20 protein-coding genes are annotated in these 17,070 nt (G+C 62.0%); 5 read left to right on the top strand and 15 right to left on the bottom strand.

Going from position 1 to position 17,070, the window contains the following annotated elements; translation table 11 throughout:
- Positions 1-67: 67 nt before the first annotated feature.
- Positions 68-784 carry a ribonuclease PH gene (rph, locus tag AC1DOG_RS09050; RefSeq protein ID WP_018898171.1) on the bottom strand — a complete coding sequence of 239 codons (717 nt, stop codon included), beginning with the start codon at positions 782-784 and terminating at the stop codon, positions 68-70.
- 183 nt (positions 785-967) lie between these two features.
- On the opposite strand from rph, the gene hrcA reads away from it, so the two are divergent.
- Positions 968-2,056, top strand: coding sequence for a heat-inducible transcriptional repressor HrcA (hrcA, locus tag AC1DOG_RS09045; RefSeq protein ID WP_018898172.1), 1,089 nt, complete (start codon positions 968-970; stop codon positions 2,054-2,056).
- 2 nt (positions 2,057-2,058) lie between these two features.
- Here hrcA and AC1DOG_RS09040 read toward each other — a convergent pair whose 3' ends face one another.
- Positions 2,059-2,493 (bottom strand): GFA family protein, encoded by a 435-nt coding sequence (locus AC1DOG_RS09040; RefSeq protein WP_047507031.1) that lies wholly within the window; start codon positions 2,491-2,493, stop codon positions 2,059-2,061.
- Between the two features lie 219 nt (positions 2,494-2,712).
- Between AC1DOG_RS09040 and grpE the strand changes: the two genes are divergently transcribed.
- Positions 2,713-3,333, top strand: a complete 621-nt coding sequence (gene grpE / locus AC1DOG_RS09035) for a nucleotide exchange factor GrpE (RefSeq protein ID WP_018898174.1) — start codon at positions 2,713-2,715, stop codon at positions 3,331-3,333.
- 88 nt (positions 3,334-3,421) lie between these two features.
- Here the strand turns inward: grpE and AC1DOG_RS09030 are convergent, their stop codons facing one another.
- The 3 genes from AC1DOG_RS09030 to AC1DOG_RS09020 form a co-directional block, all read right to left on the bottom strand.
- On the bottom strand, positions 3,422-4,123 hold the full coding sequence (locus AC1DOG_RS09030) for a PIN domain-containing protein (protein WP_477927422.1): 702 nt from the start codon (positions 4,121-4,123) through the stop codon (positions 3,422-3,424).
- Complete coding sequence (locus tag AC1DOG_RS09025) at positions 4,120-4,356, bottom strand: hypothetical protein (RefSeq protein ID WP_477927421.1); 237 nt, start codon at positions 4,354-4,356, stop codon at positions 4,120-4,122. The genes AC1DOG_RS09030 and AC1DOG_RS09025 overlap by 4 nt, the downstream gene beginning before the upstream one ends.
- Before the next feature lie 72 nt (positions 4,357-4,428).
- The gene (locus AC1DOG_RS09020) at positions 4,429-5,373 is read right to left on the bottom strand and encodes a nucleoside hydrolase (protein ID WP_477927420.1); all 945 of its coding nucleotides are present in this window, start codon (positions 5,371-5,373) and stop codon (positions 4,429-4,431) included.
- 288 nt (positions 5,374-5,661) lie between these two features.
- Between AC1DOG_RS09020 and AC1DOG_RS09015 the strand changes: the two genes are divergently transcribed.
- From AC1DOG_RS09015 to AC1DOG_RS09005, 3 genes are all read left to right on the top strand, one after another.
- Positions 5,662-6,093, top strand: a complete 432-nt coding sequence (locus AC1DOG_RS09015) for an Hsp20 family protein (protein ID WP_047507035.1) — start codon at positions 5,662-5,664, stop codon at positions 6,091-6,093.
- A gap of 50 nt (positions 6,094-6,143) precedes the next feature.
- The gene (locus tag AC1DOG_RS09010) at positions 6,144-6,401 is read left to right on the top strand and encodes a BQ00720 family protein (RefSeq protein ID WP_018898177.1); all 258 of its coding nucleotides are present in this window, start codon (positions 6,144-6,146) and stop codon (positions 6,399-6,401) included.
- A gap of 84 nt (positions 6,402-6,485) precedes the next feature.
- Positions 6,486-7,229: a carbon-nitrogen hydrolase family protein gene (locus tag AC1DOG_RS09005; protein WP_477927419.1), complete on the top strand. Its 744-nt coding sequence runs from the start codon at positions 6,486-6,488 to the stop codon at positions 7,227-7,229.
- Here AC1DOG_RS09005 and trmB read toward each other — a convergent pair.
- The 10 genes from trmB to AC1DOG_RS08955 all read right to left on the bottom strand — a co-directional run bounded on the left by trmB (position 7,216) and on the right by AC1DOG_RS08955 (position 17,044).
- The gene (trmB, locus tag AC1DOG_RS09000) at positions 7,216-7,917 is read right to left on the bottom strand and encodes a tRNA (guanine(46)-N(7))-methyltransferase TrmB (RefSeq protein ID WP_047507043.1); all 702 of its coding nucleotides are present in this window, start codon (positions 7,915-7,917) and stop codon (positions 7,216-7,218) included. The genes AC1DOG_RS09005 and trmB overlap by 14 nt on opposite strands.
- A gap of 4 nt (positions 7,918-7,921) precedes the next feature.
- A complete protein-coding gene (gene metK, locus AC1DOG_RS08995) occupies positions 7,922-9,163 on the bottom strand; it encodes a methionine adenosyltransferase (RefSeq protein ID WP_112943823.1) in 1,242 nt (413 codons plus the stop codon).
- 180 nt (positions 9,164-9,343) lie between these two features.
- A complete protein-coding gene (locus tag AC1DOG_RS08990; protein WP_018898182.1) occupies positions 9,344-9,763 on the bottom strand; it encodes a helix-turn-helix domain-containing protein in 420 nt (139 codons plus the stop codon).
- Positions 9,764-9,914: 151 nt separating this feature from the next.
- Positions 9,915-11,519 carry an apolipoprotein N-acyltransferase gene (gene lnt, locus AC1DOG_RS08985; RefSeq protein WP_477927418.1) on the bottom strand — a complete coding sequence of 535 codons (1,605 nt, stop codon included), beginning with the start codon at positions 11,517-11,519 and terminating at the stop codon, positions 9,915-9,917.
- A 77-nt stretch (positions 11,520-11,596) separates the two neighbouring features.
- Positions 11,597-12,748 (bottom strand): hemolysin family protein, encoded by a 1,152-nt coding sequence (locus tag AC1DOG_RS08980; protein ID WP_413392429.1) that lies wholly within the window; start codon positions 12,746-12,748, stop codon positions 11,597-11,599.
- Positions 12,745-13,260 carry an rRNA maturation RNase YbeY gene (gene ybeY, locus AC1DOG_RS08975; protein WP_018898185.1) on the bottom strand — a complete coding sequence of 172 codons (516 nt, stop codon included), beginning with the start codon at positions 13,258-13,260 and terminating at the stop codon, positions 12,745-12,747. The genes AC1DOG_RS08980 and ybeY overlap by 4 nt, the downstream gene beginning before the upstream one ends.
- Complete coding sequence (locus tag AC1DOG_RS08970) at positions 13,260-14,312, bottom strand: PhoH family protein (protein WP_477927417.1); 1,053 nt, start codon at positions 14,310-14,312, stop codon at positions 13,260-13,262. Before AC1DOG_RS08970 ends, ybeY begins: the two co-directional genes overlap by 1 nt.
- Before the next feature lie 18 nt (positions 14,313-14,330).
- Positions 14,331-15,740 (bottom strand): tRNA (N6-isopentenyl adenosine(37)-C2)-methylthiotransferase MiaB, encoded by a 1,410-nt coding sequence (miaB, locus tag AC1DOG_RS08965; protein ID WP_477927416.1) that lies wholly within the window; start codon positions 15,738-15,740, stop codon positions 14,331-14,333.
- A gap of 47 nt (positions 15,741-15,787) precedes the next feature.
- The gene (gene olsA / locus AC1DOG_RS08960) at positions 15,788-16,585 is read right to left on the bottom strand and encodes a lyso-ornithine lipid O-acyltransferase (RefSeq protein WP_477927464.1); all 798 of its coding nucleotides are present in this window, start codon (positions 16,583-16,585) and stop codon (positions 15,788-15,790) included.
- Positions 16,586-16,615: 30 nt separating this feature from the next.
- Positions 16,616-17,044 (bottom strand): Fur family transcriptional regulator, encoded by a 429-nt coding sequence (locus tag AC1DOG_RS08955; RefSeq protein ID WP_018898190.1) that lies wholly within the window; start codon positions 17,042-17,044, stop codon positions 16,616-16,618.
- Positions 17,045-17,070 lie beyond the last annotated feature (26 nt).

Raw genomic sequence — 17,070 nt, 5'->3', positions numbered from 1 at the left:
CAATCGAGGCTCGGCGGTGCCGCTAGGTTAAGCCCTCCCCCTTGGGGTCTTTACTAGGTCAAACCCCTCAGGCAATCGCCGCCTTCTGCATCTCCACCAGTTCGGCAATGCCGTTCTTGGCAAGCGCCATCAGCGCGCCGAATTCTTCCTCGCTGAACGGGGTGCCCTCGGCCGTGCCCTGGATCTCGACGATCCCGCCCGAACCCGTCATCACGAAGTTCGCGTCCGTCTCGGCTGACGAGTCCTCGAGGTAATCGAGATCGATGACAGGCTGGCTGGCGAAGACGCCGCAGGAGATCGCGGCGACGTGGTCCTTCAGGACCCGCTCGACCTTGATCATGTTGCGGCTTTCCATCCACTTCAGGCAGTCGTAGAGCGCGATCCACGCACCGGTGATGGATGCCGTACGCGTGCCACCGTCTGCCTGGATGACGTCGCAGTCGAGCGTGATCTGGCGTTCGCCAAGTTCCTTGAGATCGACCACGGCGCGCAGCGAGCGGCCGATCAGGCGCTGGATTTCCTGGGTGCGGCCACCCTGCTTGCCGGCGGCGGCCTCGCGCTTCATGCGGTCGCCGGTGGCGCGCGGCAGCATGCCGTATTCTGCGGTGACCCAGCCCTTGCCGGTGTTGCGTAGCCACGGTGGCGTCTTTTCTTCAAGGCTCGCCGTGCACAGCACATGCGTGTCGCCGAATTTCACCAGACAGGAGCCTTCGGCGTGCTTGGAAAAGTTGCGCTCGAAGGTGACCTTGCGCATCTGGTCGGTTTTTCTGCCTGATGGCCGCATCCTAATTCTCCTCGGTGCACGGGGCCGGGAACGCGGGCGCGATCCCAGGCTTCATCCTATGTGCGGGTCTGTTGTTGACCGCTTCTACGATTGGCGGCGCCCATTTGCAAATTCCCTTTTGCGCGCACGGGGAGATTGGCTATATTTTGCGGCATCATTATCAGCATGGGTGCGCAAGGCTTAATGGAATTCAGGTCGTCGACGATTTCGGACGCCGTTGCCGCGCTGGACGAACGCTCCAAGGAAATCTTCCGTCGCATCGTCGAGGGCTATCTGGAGACGGGCGAGCCGCTGGGCTCGCGCAATCTTTCGCGCATCCTGCCCATGTCGCTGTCGCCGGCCTCGGTGCGCAACGTCATGAGCGATCTGGAAGAGCTCGGCCTCGTCTATTCCCCGCATGTCAGCGCCGGCCGCCTGCCCACGCAGGTAGGCCTGCGCTTCTTCGTCGATGCCTTCATGCAGGTCGGCGATCTCTCCGCCGAGGACCGCGCCAATATCGACCGGCAGGTGCGGGCGGAAAGCCGTGACGGCCCGATGGAAGCGATGATGAACGAGGCAAGCCGCATGCTGTCGGGCATGTCGCGCGGTGCGGGCCTCGTCATCACCTCCAAGAGCGATCCCGTGCTCAAGCACGTCGAGTTCATCCGCCTGGAGCCCACCAAGGCGCTGGCCGTTCTCGTCGGCGATCACGACCAGGTCGAAAACCGCATCATCGAACTCCCCGCCGGCGTTACCTCCTCGCAGCTCACCGAAGCCGCGAACTTCCTCAACGCCCACATGACCGGCCAGACGCTGCCCGAGCTGCGCAGCCAGCTTGGGCGCCTCAAGGCCGATGTGCGCCACGAGCTCGACGCGCTGTCGCAAGATCTGGTGGAGCGCGGCATCGCGGTCTGGTCCGGCAGTGCGGATGAAGGCAAGCCGGCGCAGCTCATCATCCGCGGCCGCGCCAATCTCTTGGAGGGGCTCGGAAATCCCGATGATCTTGATCGCCTGCGCATGCTGTTTGACGATCTGGAAAAGAAGGACAGTCTGCTGGAGTTGCTGAATCTTGCCGAAAGCGGCCCTGGCGTGCGCATCTTCATCGGCTCGGAAAACAAGCTCTTCTCGCTCTCCGGCTCCTCGCTGATCGTCGCGCCCTATCGCGACGAGGACGACCGCATCGTCGGCGCCGTCGGCGTCATCGGCCCGACGCGGCTCAACTATTCGCGCATCGTACCGATGGTCGATTACACCGCCCAGCTCATGGCAAGGCTCTCGCGCCCGTCCAAATAGCGCTATTCCGGCAGCTGCACGCCGGAGCCGCCCATCTCCGCAGGCATGTCCTTGAACTTCGGCAACCCGTCCTTCACGTGCAGGATGGTGTCCTCGTAGTTCACATGCATGGTCGGCTTGTAGTCGAGATCGGGGATCACAGGCGCATAGACATCGGTTACGCCCCAGAGCGGATGCTCGCTATAGAGATGCCCGCCGCAGGTGTCGCAGAACTTGCGCACGCTGTAATCGGTTTTCTGGAAGCTCTCGACATGCTCGCCACCCTTGGTGACGCGAACCGCCTGTGGCTGCCAGAGCGTGAAGGTGTTGATCGGCCCGGCCGACCAGTGCTGGCAGGAGCGACAATGGCAATAGCCCATCGCGACTGGCGTGCCGGTTACGGTCAGTTCCACGGCACCGCAAAAGCATTTCCCGACATAGACGTTTTCGTCGGCCATCTCAGCACCTCCCAGGTTGAGAGATGAGTGTGGCACCGTATTAGGTTTTGCGAAAGTAAGAATGACATGTGGCTGCCGTCTCGCTGTCGCTTTCATATGCGGTCGTCACGGGCCGAACATGCCTGTGTTTCCGACCTTCTTCGTCACGCAGACTTGATTTTTGATGTTCAAAGTTCGATATCGGGCACATCCAAAAGCCACCAATGACCGGAGAACGTCATGACTGACGAGACGACGAAGAACGGACCTGACGCAGCCGCGGAAGAAGCCGCAGCCGACGCCGCCGCAAACGTCGAGAACGAGACCGCAGCCGAGCCCGATCCGATCGAGCTCCTGAAGGCTGAGAATGCCGAGCTGCGCGACCGCTATCTGCGCCTCGCCGCCGACATGGACAATCTGCGTCGCCGCACCGAGCGCGAAGTCAAGGACGCCAAGTCCTATTCCGCAGCCGGCTTCGCCCGCGATATGCTGGCTGTCTCCGACAACCTGCGCCGCGCGCTCGACGCCATCCCGGAAGAGGCCCGCGCTGGCGCCGATGCCGGCCTGACGACGCTGATCGAAGGTGTCGAGATGACCGAGCGCTCGATGCTGTCGACGCTGGAGCGCCACGGCGTGCGCAAGCTGGAGCCGGTCGGCCAGAAGTTCGACCCGAACTTCCACCAGGCGATGTTCGAAGTGCCGAACCCCGACGTGCCCAACAACACGGTCGTCCAGGTCGTCCAGGCCGGCTATTCCATCGGCGAACGCGTCCTGCGCCCCGCCATGGTCGGCGTCGCCAAGGGCGGCCCGAAGATCGTCGAAGCCGAAACCAACTCGGTCTTCGACCAGAAGGACGCCTGATCCAATCGGGCCCGCTTTCTAAAACTGTTCGACAATCAGCAACCGGGTGCCAAAAGCCCCGGTTGTTTTCAGTTTGCGGGGGGGGCAGTCACGATTTCGGATCGGCTTTGTCGTCAGGACCAGGATCGCTGGAGTCTCGCTTCTGATCGCGGTCGCGAACATCCTGCATTTGCCGCTGGTAGTCAGACTGTTCCCCCGCCTCTCGAAAGGGCCGGTCGATCAGGCTTTTCGCCAGTTGTGGGCGTCCGCTCTGCCGAATGCTCTCACGAAGATCTTCCGCACTCGCAATCAGCCCAAGTCCCTCAAGTACGACGAAGAAGGCGCGGGTGCTGAGGACATGCGTGTTCGGCGGAATCCTGTCATGCGGCGGACGTCCGTTCAGGTAGTCCTTGTCGTCCGAGATGATCAGCCCGATATGCCGCCCCGGCTCCAGGCGCATGTCCCGCAAAAGCGCCTCGACATTATCCATCGTCCAGCTTGTCGCCCATTCTCCGAAGTTTTTGGTAGCGCCTTCTACTCCGCTGGCCTCGAGCGCGAGTGCTTCGAGATAAGCGGCGCCGAACGGGGTCTTGACGATCCTGTGCTGATTGCCTCCCGCGACATCGAACCACTCGCGAAGGCGATCGGCGCCGGGCCGGGAGCTCAGGCGCGTGCATTCATACATCACGGCGTCGGTTACGAAGACAGGCGTGCCGAAACTTTGCAGGAGGTCCAGCCTGTCGACAACAGCAAGGCTGATGAGCGGACCCGTATCGGCGATGACCAGCGTGACCGGAGAAAGCTTCGTCATGCGGCGTCGGTGATGGCGGCGATGAAAGCTTCCGCCATCTCGATGTCGCGCTGCGAAGGCGTTCCGGGATAGGGGATGTCGTTATCGTTGGCGACTTCGTACAGCTCCATCTCGTCATGGAGATGCAGCGACGCGATGGCACGCTTCGTGGACATGAGGCCGCGGCTCCATGCCCACAGAATGTCGTGAACGGTCACAGGGTTTTCGTGGTCGAAGAGTACGTCTTGGCTCATCTGCGTCCTCGTCAGTCCCTGATATCCTACAGCACGGAAGACCTTGCCGCCAGTTGCGGCAAATAACCCTGCTTAGATGCGGGCGAAGCGTTCGATCAGGAGATCGAAGAAGCCGTCCGCGTCGACATCGCGCATCACGGTCGCGTTGCGCTTGCGGTCGGTCACGTGCCACCAGTCGACCACGGTCATGCCGACGGTCAGCTCCGACTTCACCTCGATCTCGACATTGCAGACCCGTCCCTTGAAGAGTTCGGGCTTCAGAAGATAGGCAACGACCGTCGGGTCGTGCAGCGGGCCGCCGTCCGAGCCGTATTTCTCGATATCGAAGCGCTCGAAGAACTCCAGCATCTCCACCATCGCGATCGCCGGCCGCGTGCCGATCTCGGCCATGCGCTTGACGCGCGATTTGAGCGTCAAGAGCTTGTGCGTCACGTCGAGCGGCATCATCACGATCGGCACGCCGGAGCGGAACACGATGTCGGCTGCCTCGGGATCGACATAGATGTTGAATTCGGCCGCCGGCGTGATGTTGCCGCCCTCGGAATAGCCGCCGCCCATCATGACGAGCTCGCGCACGCGGCCGATGATGTCAGGTGCCTTCTGGAAGGCGAGGCCGATATTCGTCAGCGGCCCGAGCGTGCAGAGCGTCACCGTGCCTTCAGGCTCGTTGCGCAGCGTCTCGATGATGAAGTCGACGGCGTGGCCAGCCTGCAAGGGCATGGTCGGCTCGTCGAGTTCGGGACCGTCGAGGCCGGTCTTGCCGTGCACATGCTCGGCGGTGACCAGCGGCCGGGCGATCGGCTTGTCGGCGCCGGCGAAAACCTTGGTGTCGGTCTTGCCACAGAGCTCGCAGACGATGCGCGCATTGCGGCTGGTATAGGAGAGCGGCACGTTGCCGGCGACGGTGGTGATGCCGAGCAGTTCCAGTTCCTCAGGGCTGCCGAAGGCCAGCATGATCGCGGCCGCATCGTCCTGACCTGGGTCGGTGTCGATAATGATCTTTCTCGGGTTTGCCATTCCGTTCGTCCCATCCTCCCGGTGCTTTTATCGACGCACATATCGATGCATGCACCATCTGTTTATCTTCCCGCCGCAGATCGGCACAGCCGGCACGGGGCAGGATTTGATGCGAGGCCCGGCAAGCTTTGTCAAGGCGGCGCGATCGCGTGCGGGGAGGCCGCACGTCTTGGGCCAGCTGTCTTGCGCCCTGTCTTGCGAATGACAGCATTCGTTCCCATATTAGCAACATCCGGATGCTGTCTTCAGGTCCGGAAGGGTCGCTTGCATCAAGGACTTGGAACGCTGATGAGCCGTATGACGCCTTTCGCCAGCCCGCTGTTGCTGGGTTTCGACGCCATGGAAAAGACGCTGGAGCGGATTTCCAAGGCGAGTGACGGATATCCCCCCTATAATATCGAGCGCCTCGCCGCCGACCGCATCACCGATGATCCCGAGCGCCTGCGCATCACGCTGGCTGTCGCCGGCTTCAGCGAGGAGGAACTCGACATCTCCGTCGAAGAAAACCAGCTGGTTATCCGTGGCCGCCAGGTCGAGCAGGGTGAGCGCGAATATCTCTATCGCGGCATTGCCGCCAGACAATTCCAACGCACCTTCGTGCTGGCGGATGGCATGCAGGTTCTCGGCGCGGGCCTCAAGAACGGCCTTCTGTCGGTGGATCTCATTCGCCCGGAGCCGTCGCGTATGGTGAAGAAAATTAACATTTCGGTCCCACAGTAGGACAACGGCGCAAATCGCACCGTTGGTCCCTTCTCTCTGGAGGTACAGGAATGTTGATGAAAGAAGCCAATTCGCATCTGACCAAGACCGAGCTTGCCGGCATCGGCAACGGCGAGGTCGCCTATATCAGGAAAATCCGCTCCGAGGATGTTCCCCGGTGTTTTCCGGAAGCTCCCGATATCGATCCGAACGTCGATCTCTGGGCGCTCTTCGGCGCGGACGGAACCCCGATCCTCCTCACGGACAACCGCTCCAGCACCTTCTTCAAGGCCGCTGAAGACGAGTTGAAGACGGTCAGCCTGCACTAAAGGCGGGTCAGCATAAAACAGACGGCGTTCCCCGGAACGCCGTTGTTTTGTTTCTGCGGGGCGACTCATGCTACGCCCCATCTCATGCGAATAGCGTCCTTCCAGCATTTCCCCATTTTCGATGACGCTGAGAAGGCGGCAGGCGTGATCCTGCGCGACCTGACATGGGCCGACAGCCACGGCGCCGATCTCGCCATCTTTCCCGAATGCTACCTCCAGGGCCATAGCTACGACCGCTCGATCAACGAGCGGCGCGCGCTTAGCGTCGATGATCCGGCGCTGCAAAAGCTGCTCGAGCCGCTCCGTCCCATCAGGACAGCGGCGATCGTCGGTTTCATCGAGCGTCGTGGCGATCTGGTCTACAACAGCGCCATGCTGATCGAAAACGGGGCCGTGGCGGGCGTATACGCCAAGGCGAACCCGCTCGAAGATGGCTGCACCCCGGGCGATGCATTTCCCGTCTGGCAAAGAGCCGGTCGCGGCTTCGGCATCAATATCTGCAGCGACTTTCGTGATCCGGCATTCTCCGATGCCATCGTGGCAAACGGCGCCTCCGTCGTCTGCGCCCCGCTCAACATGATGATCCGGGAGCACAAGGTGGATCAATGGCGCGAGCCCGCGATCGAGAGCCTTCGGGCCTGCGCGGTCCGCACGGGCAGCTGGGTCATCTCCTCCGATGTTGTCGGCGACAGGGGAGATGGCTGGAAGAGCTGCGGCTGCACGCTCGCCGTCGGGCCCGATGGCGTGATCGCGAGCAAGGTGCCGGAATGGGAAGAGGGCGCTATCTTGCTGGATATTCCGCCGACGTTCGACGCTAGACGCGCTTGAACGTCAGATAGGCCGACGAGCGTCCTTCGCGCCGGGCCTTGGCCTCGTAGCGCGTGCTCGGCCAGCCCTCGTAGGGTGTCAGCCAGTCGGCCGCGTTGCTGGCCTGCCAGTCGAAGCCGCCGTGGTCGCGGCACTTCAAGAGCGTCCAGTTCACGTAGGTGTCGATGTCGGAGGCGAAGCAGAACAGGCCGCCGGGCTTCAGCACGCGGTGAAAGCGGTCGAGATTGGTCTTGGAGACAAAGCGGCGCTTCCAGTGCTTCCGCTTCGGCCAGGGATCGGGATAGAGCAGGTCGATCTGGTCAATCGATCCATCCGGAAGCCAGTCGAGCAGCTGCGTCGCATCGTCGTTGTAGACACGCACATTGCGGGCGCCGGCATTGTCGACGCTGGCAAGCAGCTTCTGCATCGAATTGATGAAGGGCTCGACGCCGATGAAGCCGGTCGAAGGGGTCTCGATCGCGCGGTGGATCAGATGCTCGCCGCCGCCGAAGCCGATCTCAAGACGCAGCCGGTTGGTCTCGACGGGAAAGAGCGTGCTCAGCGGCTCCGGGGGAGCCGCCGAGAGGTCGATGATGAACGCCGGCAAGAGGGTGCTGAGCTTCTCCGCCTGTTGTCCGCGAAGTGCCTTACCCTTGCGGCGACCGAAGAAAGCCTCGGTCGCGCGTCCGCGACGTTCCATGTCAGTCATCGTATTAAGCCTTGATCGCTTCCTTGAGCGGCTTCACCAGGTCGGTCTTCTCCCAGGAGAACGAGCCGTCACGGCCAGCCTTGCGGCCGAAGTGGCCGTATGCGGAGGTCTTGGCGTAGATCGGCTTGTTGAGGTCGAGGTGACGACGAATGCCCGTCGGAGACAGGTCCATGGTCTTGCGGATCGCCGCTTCGACCTGGTCTTCCGTCACCTTGTTGCCGGTGCCGTGCAGGTCGACATAGATCGACAGCGGCTGTGCAACGCCGATGGCGTAGGAGATCTGGATCGTGCATTTCTCGGAAAGGCCGGCTGCCACGACGTTCTTGGCGAGGTAGCGAGCGGCGTAGGCGGCCGAACGGTCGACCTTGGTCGTGTCCTTGCCGGAGAATGCGCCGCCGCCGTGCGGAGCCGCACCGCCGTAGGTGTCGACGATGATCTTGCGGCCGGTCAGGCCAGCGTCGCCGTCAGGGCCGCCGATGACGAACTTGCCGGTCGGGTTGATGTACCACTTGCAATCGTCGGCGATCGGCAGCTCGCCGAGAGCTTCGCGGATATAGGGTTCCACGACGGCGCGAACCTTCTTCGAGTCCCAGCTGTCGTCGAGATGCTGCGTGGACAGAACGATCGAGGTGACCTCGGCCGGGTGGCCGTTGACGTAGCGAACGGTGACCTGGCTCTTGGCGTCCGGGCCGAGCTTTGCGGCGTCGCCGTTGCCGGCCTTGCGGGCGGCGGCGAGCAGCTGCAGGATCTTGTGCGAGTAGTAGATCGGCGCCGGCATGAGATCCGGCGTTTCCTTGCAGGCGTAACCGAACATGATGCCCTGGTCGCCGGCACCTTCGTCGCCCTGCTGGTCGGCGGCGTTGTCGACGCCCTGCGCGATGTCGGCCGACTGCGAGTGCAGGAGAACGTCGATCTTTGCGGTCTTCCAGTGGAAGCCGTCCTGCTCGTAGCCGATGTCCTTGATGGCGCGGCGTGCGGCGGTCTTGAACTTCGACGGGTTGATGACGTCGGCGCCGTTCTTGTCCTTCTTCATCAGGCTCGGCGGCAGGCGAACTTCACCGGCGATGACCACGCGGTTGGTGGTTGCCAGCGTTTCGCATGCGATGCGCACGCCCCATGGGTTGATGCCGGTCTTGGCGGCTTCGCGGTACACCAGATCCACGATCTCGTCGGAGATACGGTCGCAGACCTTGTCCGGGTGACCTTCGGCTACGGATTCGCTGGTGAAGAGGTAATTGGCACGCATTCCGGGATTCCCCTCAAAGAATAAAAAGCTGCGTAGTGGTACTCAGTTCAGGGCCGAAAAACAAGCGCAGAAGGACATAAATATATCTTTATATCTGCGACGAAGTGACAAATTTTGCCCAAAAAACGCAAAAAAGCGGCCTTTACGACCGCTTTCTCTATTGTGACTTATGAGGGATGCTTATTCGGAGTCGGCTTCGGCGGCCAGCGCCTTGACCAGTTCGACGACCTTCCGGCGCACCTTGGGATCGGTGATCTTCACGAAGGCGCGGTTCAGCTGCAGGCCTTCCGAGGAGGACAGGAAGTCGACCACGTAGTTGGAGCTGGAGGCTTCCGCCATGCCACCCGCCATGCCGGCGTTCTCGCCGGGCGCATCCTCGAAGAAGAAGGAGACCGGAACGTTCAAAATGCTGGAGATGTTTTGCAGCCGGCTCGCGCCGACGCGGTTGGTGCCTTTTTCGTATTTCTGGATCTGCTGGAATGTAATGCCGAGGCTTTCCCCAAGCTTTTCCTGGCTCATTCCAAGCATAGTCCGGCGAAGGCGAATACGGCTGCCGACGTGAATGTCGATCGGGTTCGGCTTCTTCTTGTTCTCAATCATGGTGCTGCCCTAACAATAATTCTGCCCTTGTTTAAACCGGCACGCCCAAACCCATCCCCAAAACGCCACGTTGCAAAGTGCGATCTATTCACCTTGAACCATACGTTAAGAATGCCGATCCTAACCACTATGCAATTTTAGGGGTTTTCGGTCAATTACGCTTGAAAACAAAACCAAAACGCGAAGCCATTGCAATTGCAAGCAGAAGTGTTTCGATCAACCAGAAGTACGTTTCGCGTGACAGCGGCAGATGGGTCGGAGAGGCGAAACTATCAAGGGTTGCGTCAATAAAGCCGGTCTCATTGAGCGAAAGACCTGCAATAATTTCACCACGGGGGCTGACAAGGGCGGAAATCCCGCTATTGCCGTCGCGAATCAGCGGCAGACCCGTTTCCACGGCCCGAACGCGGGCCTGCTGGAAGTGCTGGTAGGGGCCGGGCGTGGCGCCGAACCAGGCATCGTTGGTAATGTTCAAAATGGCCGATGCCGAGCCGATATCGCCGGTCATTTCGCCGGGGAAAATGATCTCGTAGCAGACCAGCGGATAGAGCTTCAGTCCGCTTGGCAGCGTCAGCAGCTGGCGCGTGGCGGCCGCCGAGAAGCCGCCGGGCATCTCGACGATGTTCTGGATGCCGAACTCGCTGAGAAGGCTCTCGAACGGCATGTATTCGCCGAACGGCACGAGGTGCACCTTGTCCGAAGCGGCGATGATCTGGCCGCGCCCGTCGATCACGTAGATCGAATTGTAATAGCGCGGCGGATTGCCGGGGCCCATGTCCTCGGCGCGCACGGCGCCGGCCAGCAGCACCTGGTTGTCATCAAGCGTATCGGCGATCCTCGTCAGCGCATCCTGATTGTCGGTCAGGATGAAGGGGATCGCCGTCTCCGGCCAGACGATGATGTCGGGCTTGCGACCGCCATCTTTGGGCGCCTCGGCCGAAAGCTTCAGATGCTTCTCGAAGATCGCCGCGCGGTCGGCGTCGCTGTCCATCTTGGCGCTCTGGTCGATCATCGGCTGCACAAGGCGGATGACGGGGCTCTTGTCGGTGGCGGCAACAACAGGCGTCGGTGCGCCGTAAAGCACATAGGCGCCGTATCCGACATGCGCGGCAAGCAGCAGCAGTGCCAGCGAAATACAGGTTTTGGCGCCCTGCTTGGTGCCGATGAGGGCAGGGGCGGCGAAGACGAATACCGAGAGCGCGGTGATGCCCATGATCCCGATGATATGGGCCGACTGCATCATCACGGGCACCGGCGTCATGCCATAGCCGATGGCGTTCCACGGAAATCCGGTGAAGAGCACGCTGCGCGCCCACTCAAGCAGGCCGAAGCTCGCCGCCAGCGCCGCGATCCGTCCGACGCCATCTGACCAGAGGATGCGGGCAAGTGCTGTGGCCAGACCGTAGAAGATCGCCAGCACGGCCGGAAGTCCGAAGATCGCCAGCGGCAGCGCCCAGGCGAACTCCTCGGCATCGATCATCAGCGCATGGCCGAGCCACCAGAGGCCGGCAACGAAGTAACCGAAGCCGAACAGCCAGCCGGTGACGAAGGATGGCCAGAGGCGCCCGATGATGCCGCTGTCGGGTGCCGCCGCTGCACCGTCGATCAGCCAGACCAGCAGCGTGAAGGACACGAACATCGCGGCGAAGAAGCCGATGGGCGGAAGGGCCAGAACGCCGAATGCGCCTGCAAGGATCGCCAGCAGCACTCTCTTGTAGCCCCAGACCAGGATGACCCTGTCGGCAATTCGCTCCATGCGCACCCCACCAATCCGCGAATCAACTGAGGTCGCAGTGTTTCAAAAAAGCCGCCCGTTGTCGTGGTTGGCAGTGATCAGTTTGCCGTCGGCGTCTCGCTCTGCCGCTCGTCGCCGTGGTCAAGACCCATCGCGCCGTCACCATCGCTCTTCGCGCGCCGACGGATGGCCTGACGCTTGCGGGTAATCCGCACGCGCTTGATGCGGCGCGGATCGGCATCGAGAATGTGGAACTCGAAGCCCGGCAACGCCTGAACGACTTCGCCGCGCACCGGAATGCGCCCGAGTTCGGAGAAGATCAGGCCGCCCAGCGTATCGACTTCGTCGACCTGCTCGGTGATGTCGAAATCCGGGCCGATGGCTTCGGCGATATCCTCGAGCTCGACGCGGGCGTCGGCCACGAACATGTCCTCGGAGACCCGCTTGAACATGACTTCTTCGTCGTCATGCTCATCGTCGATATCGCCGACGACCATTTCCACGATGTCCTCATGCGAGGCCAGGCCGTCGGTGCCGCCGTATTCGTCGATGACGAGCGCCATCTGCGTGCGGTTCACCTGCATGCGGCGCAGAAGATCGGAGGCCAGCATTGAGGGCGGGACGAACAGGATCTTGCGGATGATGCCTGCTTCGGAAAGCGTCTTCTGCAGGTCAACGCGGGCAAGGTCGAAATTCGGCTTGGCCGAGCGCGGCGCCTTCTGCAGGTTCTCAGGCGCGACCTCGACGATCGGCTCGGCGCCCTTGGCGGCCTTGGTCGATCCGCGGCGCTTGTTGCGCGCCTGCTTGGCGACGTAGGAGAGGAGGTCGCGGATGTGCACCATCCCGCGCGGATCATCCAGCGTTTCGGCATAGACGGGCATGCGTGAGCGGCCGGATTCCTCGAACAGGATCATCAGCTCGCCGATGGTGATCGTCTGGTCCACCGCCTCGATATCGGCGCGCGGCACCATCACGTCGGCAACGCGCACTTCGCGGAAGCGCAGGATGTTGTTGAGCATCGCCTTCTCGTCGGCGGAGAAGGCATCGCCATCGGCCGCGTCGGTCATCAGCGCGTCTGCAAGGTCTTCGCGGATACGCGAACCCTGCTGTGGCCTCAATATGCGGGCAGCCCGCGACCAGAAGGATTGGGATCGTCCGGACTGCCTGCTACTACTGCCACCCTCGTCGGAGGATGATTGATCGGCGGTGTCCTTGGCCTCGGTGGCCGGTCTCGTCGTAAAGTCGCTCATGGTTCCATTTTAAGGTCTTGACCCTCGTATGGGTCAGATAGGCCGAGTTTCGCCAAAATGCGAGTCTCCAGCCCCTCCATTATCTCGGCTTCGGTATCATTATTATGATCGTAGCCGAAGAGATGCAAGAAGCCGTGCACCATTAGGTGAGTGAGATGGTCGTCGAAACTCTTCTCGAGCTCGACCGCCTCACGGGCAACGGTCTCCCTGGCGATGATGATATCGCCAAGCATCGGCCCCGGAACCTTGCCCGGCTGAACCGGGAAGGCGGGGAATGAAAGCACGTTGGTCGGCTTGTCCTTGCCGCGCCACTCCGCGTTGATGTCCTGAATCGAGGCGTCGTCGGTGAAGACCAGCGATACTTCGGGGACCATTTTCGGAAACGGCTGCTTCTCGGTCTCGCGCAGATAGGTCGCGGCCGTCTCAAGCACGCGGTCGGCCAGCGCGTGAAGCGCGTCTTCGGAGGGCCATTCGCCCTCCTCGATGCTGATCTGTATGTCGAGTTCGGCCATCAGTCCTGCTGCGCGGCCTCTGGTGTGTCCGTCAGGTAGGTCGCGTCGTAGGCGCGAACGATGCGGCCAACCAGCGGATGGCGCACGACGTCCGTGTCCTTGAAGCGGATGATCGAGATGCCCTCGACACCGTTCAGGAGCTGCAACGCCTCGGCCAGGCCCGACTTGACGCCACGCGGAAGGTCGATCTGGCTCGGGTCGCCGGTCACGATCATGCGCGAATTCTCGCCGAGACGGGTCAGGAACATCTTCATCTGCATCGACGTGGTGTTCTGCGCCTCGTCGAGGATGACGGCGGCATTCGACAGCGTGCGACCGCGCATGAAGGCGAGCGGCGCGATTTCGATGACGCCTGCGGTGATGGCGCGATCGACCTTGTCGGCCGGCATCATGTCATAGAGCGCGTCGTAGAGCGGGCGCAGATAGGGATCGACCTTCTCCTTCATGTCGCCGGGCAGGAAGCCGAGGCGCTCGCCGGCTTCGACGGCCGGACGCGAGAGAATGATCTTCTCGACGACGCCGCGCTCCAGAAGCTGGGCGGCATGGGCAACGGCGAGATAGGTCTTGCCGGTACCGGCCGGACCACAGCCGAAGACGAGTTCGGACCGCTCGAGTGCGCGCAGATAGGCGTCCTGCGTCGGCGTGCGGGCAATGATGGTCTTCTTGCGCGTGGAAACCTGCGCCATCGTCAGCTTGGCCTTCTTCTCCATCGTCGGCAGGCTCAGCTGATCGTCGGCGGCCACAGCCATGCGGATCGCGCCCTCGACGTCGGAGCGTTCCACGCTGCCGCCCTTCTGGAGCTTGTCGTAGAGATAGTCCAGCGTGCGGCGCGCCTGGTTGGTGGTGACGATGTCACCCGAGATCACGACGGAGTTGCCACGCGCTCGGGCGTCGATGTTCAGGCGTTCCTCGAGAAGCTTGAGGTTCTGGTCGAATTGACCAAACAGTTCGCTGGCGAACCGATTGTTTTCGAACGTCAGAATAAAGTGATTGGCGTCGCTCGCGATGCGTGGGTGGCGCGGTGAAGAAGAAACCAATTCTTGTCCGTTCAAGCGGTCGAGCTCCTTGAGTTAGGCACCAGCCTCTACCATCTCGGAAAACAGGCTGTTGGGTCCGGTACCTGTGATTCGCACTTTAATAATGTCACCGATTTGCGATGCTTTTGCATCAACATTCACCGACTGAAGCCAGGGGGAACGGCCGATAAGTTGTTGAGACATGCGACCGGGCTTTTCGAGCAACAGTTCGATGGTCTTCCCGACGCAGGATTCGGCAAATTCCTGCTGCTGCTTCAGGAGAAGCGCCTGCAGGCGTTCGAGCCTTTCTGCCTTGATCTCTTCCGGCACTTGGTCCTTCAGATCAGCGCCGGGCGTACCCGGCCGCGTCGAGTATTTGAACGAGAAGGCCTGCGCATAGCGGACCTTCTCAACGAGTTTTAGTGTATCCTCAAAATCGGCGTCTGTCTCCCCCGGAAAACCGACGATGAAGTCGCCCGAGAGCGCGATATCGGGACGCGCGGCGCGGATGCGCTCGACCAGCGTCAGATACTCGGCAGCCGTATGGCGACGGTTCATCGCCTTCAGGATCCGGTCTGAGCCTGCCTGCACCGGAAGATGCAAATAGGGCATCAGCGCGCGGAGATCGCGATGCGCCTCGATCAGCCTGTCGTCCATGTCGCGCGGATGGCTGGTGGTGTAGCGAAGGCGGGCAAGGCCGGGGATTTCGGCCAGCCGATAAAGCAGGTCGCCCAGCGTCCATTCCTGGCCATTGGGCCCCAGGCCGTGCCAGGCATTGACGTTCTGGCCGAGCAGCGTGATCTCGCGCACGCCGCCCTCGACTATCTTCTGCGCTTCCTCGACGATCTGGCTCACCGGGCGTGACACTTCCGAACCGCGCGTATAGGGCACCACGCAGAAGGTGCAGAACTTGTCGCAACCTTCCTGCACCGTCAGGAACGCGGTGACGCCGCGCGCCCGGATCTTGGTCTTTTCGGCGATCGGCAGATGCTCGAACTTGTCTTCCAGCGCATATTCCGTATCGACGATGCGCTGCCCTTCCTTGGCGCGGCGCAGCGCTTCCGGCAGGCGATGATAGGTCTGCGGCCCGATGACGACGTCGACGGCGGGCGCCCGGCGGAGAATCTCTTCGCCTTCTGCCTGCGCCACGCAACCGGCCACGCCGATCATGAACTCGCGGCCTTCCTTGTTGCGCTCCTTCTTCATGTCGCGCAGTCGTCCGAGCGCCGAGTAAACCTTCTCGGCCGCCTTCTCGCGGATATGACAGGTGTTCAGCAGCACGAGATCGGCCTGCTCCATGTCCTCCGTCGGCTCATAGCCGTCGCGCGCCAGAGCATCGCTCATGCGCGTGGAGTCATAGACGTTCATCTGACAGCCGTAGGTCTTGATGAAAACCTTGCGGCTGTTGCTGCCATCACGGAGTGTGGTCTCCGGGGCCGGGAGGAGGGCGCTGTCCTGGGTCATGCCGGCTATTTAGTGGTTTTTGACGCGCGAGAAAAGGGAATCTTGCCTCAGTTCGCGTCCCGGCCTCTGAGCGCGGCACCGAGCATGGCGCGGATGCGGCTGGCGATCGTGGCGCTCACCTGCTTGCGGTTGGTCTCGGCGCTGTAGGAGACCGCTTCGCCGAAGTGGACATCGACGTCGAATGCGCCGCAGCAGAGCATGTCTTTGAGGTGCGGCAGCATCTCGACATCGCCGGGCCAGGAGGCGAGCGGGCGGTGGTAGCGGCCCATCGGAAGCCCATGCACGCCGGTGTAGGCGACCGCCACAGGCTGCACGATGACGGTGCCGGTGGGCGAAGCGGGCACGGCCATGGCGGCGGCGCCGAACAGCGAGGATTTCACCTCAAGCAGCCGGTTGCCGTCCGATGTCGTGCCCTCGGGAAACAGCACCACGATCTCGCCGTCGGCCATGCGCGCGGCGATCTCGCTCACCTGGTTGCCAGTGTTACGCTTTTCCTCGCGCACCACGAACACGCTCTTCTGCAGCTTGGCGAGCGTGCCGAAGATCGGCCAGTCGCGCACCTCGTTCTTGGCGATGAAGGCGACGTCGGCGATCGAGGACAGCACCATGATGTCCATCCACGAGGAATGGTTGGCGCACAGCATCAGCGGCCGATGCGTTTCCATCTGGCCGTGGACGCGAACGCGGATGCCGAGACAGAAACAGATGATGCGGTGCCAGACGCGCGGCAGCCAGCGGCGCATCTTCCAGTCATAGCGCAGGGCAAGAAGCTGCCAGGGCATGAGCAGAATGCTGGCGATGAGAATGACGATGCCGGCGAGGGCGACGCGCAGCCAGGCGATCAAATCGAACACTCCGCGGCTGCACGCATGATATCAGTGATCGTCCTTCTTGAGCGGTATGCCGTAGAGCTCCAGCCGATGATCCACCAGCGTGAAACCGTGCTCGCGGGCGATCCGCTCCTGCAGCGCCTCGATCTCCGGCGAGCGGAACTCGATGACGACGCCGGTCTTCAGGTCGATCAAGTGATCGTGATGCTCTTCCGGCACCGTCTCGTAGCGCGAGCGGCCGTCTCGGAAGTCGTGGCGGGCGATGATGCCGGCATCCTCGAACAGCTTGACGGTGCGGTAGACGGTGGAAATCGAGATCTTGGCGTCGACCTTCACCGAGCGGCGATAGAGCTCTTCGACATCGGGATGGTCTTCGGATTCCTCGAGAATGCGCGCAATGACCCGGCGCTGCTCCGTCATGCGCATGCCGCGCTCGGTGCAGAGTTCCTCGAGGGTCTTTGCCACATCCGTCATCAGGAGCCTTTCGATAGTCAACGTCT

The organism is Rhizobium sp. 01N48, from assembly GCF_056399145.1.
The sequence above is the reverse complement of the archived record's forward strand: the minus strand, read 5'-3'. Positions and strand labels throughout refer to the sequence as shown.

Coding starts and splice junctions, on each gene's coding strand:
- hrcA (WP_018898172.1), top strand. CDS start 968: ATGGAATTCAGGTCGTCGACGATTTCGGACGCCGTTGCCGCGCTGGAC.
- AC1DOG_RS09005 (WP_477927419.1), top strand. CDS start 6,486: ATGCGAATAGCGTCCTTCCAGCATTTCCCCATTTTCGATGACGCTGAG.
- lnt (WP_477927418.1), bottom strand. CDS start 11,519: ATGGAGCGAATTGCCGACAGGGTCATCCTGGTCTGGGGCTACAAGAGA.
- AC1DOG_RS09010 (WP_018898177.1), top strand. CDS start 6,144: ATGTTGATGAAAGAAGCCAATTCGCATCTGACCAAGACCGAGCTTGCC.
- AC1DOG_RS08980 (WP_413392429.1), bottom strand. CDS start 12,748: ATGAGCGACTTTACGACGAGACCGGCCACCGAGGCCAAGGACACCGCC.
- trmB (WP_047507043.1), bottom strand. CDS start 7,917: ATGACTGACATGGAACGTCGCGGACGCGCGACCGAGGCTTTCTTCGGT.
- AC1DOG_RS09015 (WP_047507035.1), top strand. CDS start 5,662: ATGAGCCGTATGACGCCTTTCGCCAGCCCGCTGTTGCTGGGTTTCGAC.
- AC1DOG_RS08955 (WP_018898190.1), bottom strand. CDS start 17,044: ATGACGGATGTGGCAAAGACCCTCGAGGAACTCTGCACCGAGCGCGGC.
- metK (WP_112943823.1), bottom strand. CDS start 9,163: ATGCGTGCCAATTACCTCTTCACCAGCGAATCCGTAGCCGAAGGTCAC.
- AC1DOG_RS09025 (WP_477927421.1), bottom strand. CDS start 4,356: ATGAGCCAAGACGTACTCTTCGACCACGAAAACCCTGTGACCGTTCAC.
- miaB (WP_477927416.1), bottom strand. CDS start 15,740: ATGACCCAGGACAGCGCCCTCCTCCCGGCCCCGGAGACCACACTCCGT.
- AC1DOG_RS09020 (WP_477927420.1), bottom strand. CDS start 5,373: ATGGCAAACCCGAGAAAGATCATTATCGACACCGACCCAGGTCAGGAC.
- AC1DOG_RS09040 (WP_047507031.1), bottom strand. CDS start 2,493: ATGGCCGACGAAAACGTCTATGTCGGGAAATGCTTTTGCGGTGCCGTG.
- grpE (WP_018898174.1), top strand. CDS start 2,713: ATGACTGACGAGACGACGAAGAACGGACCTGACGCAGCCGCGGAAGAA.
- AC1DOG_RS09030 (WP_477927422.1), bottom strand. CDS start 4,123: ATGACGAAGCTTTCTCCGGTCACGCTGGTCATCGCCGATACGGGTCCG.
- rph (WP_018898171.1), bottom strand. CDS start 784: ATGCGGCCATCAGGCAGAAAAACCGACCAGATGCGCAAGGTCACCTTC.
- AC1DOG_RS08990 (WP_018898182.1), bottom strand. CDS start 9,763: ATGATTGAGAACAAGAAGAAGCCGAACCCGATCGACATTCACGTCGGC.
- ybeY (WP_018898185.1), bottom strand. CDS start 13,260: ATGGCCGAACTCGACATACAGATCAGCATCGAGGAGGGCGAATGGCCC.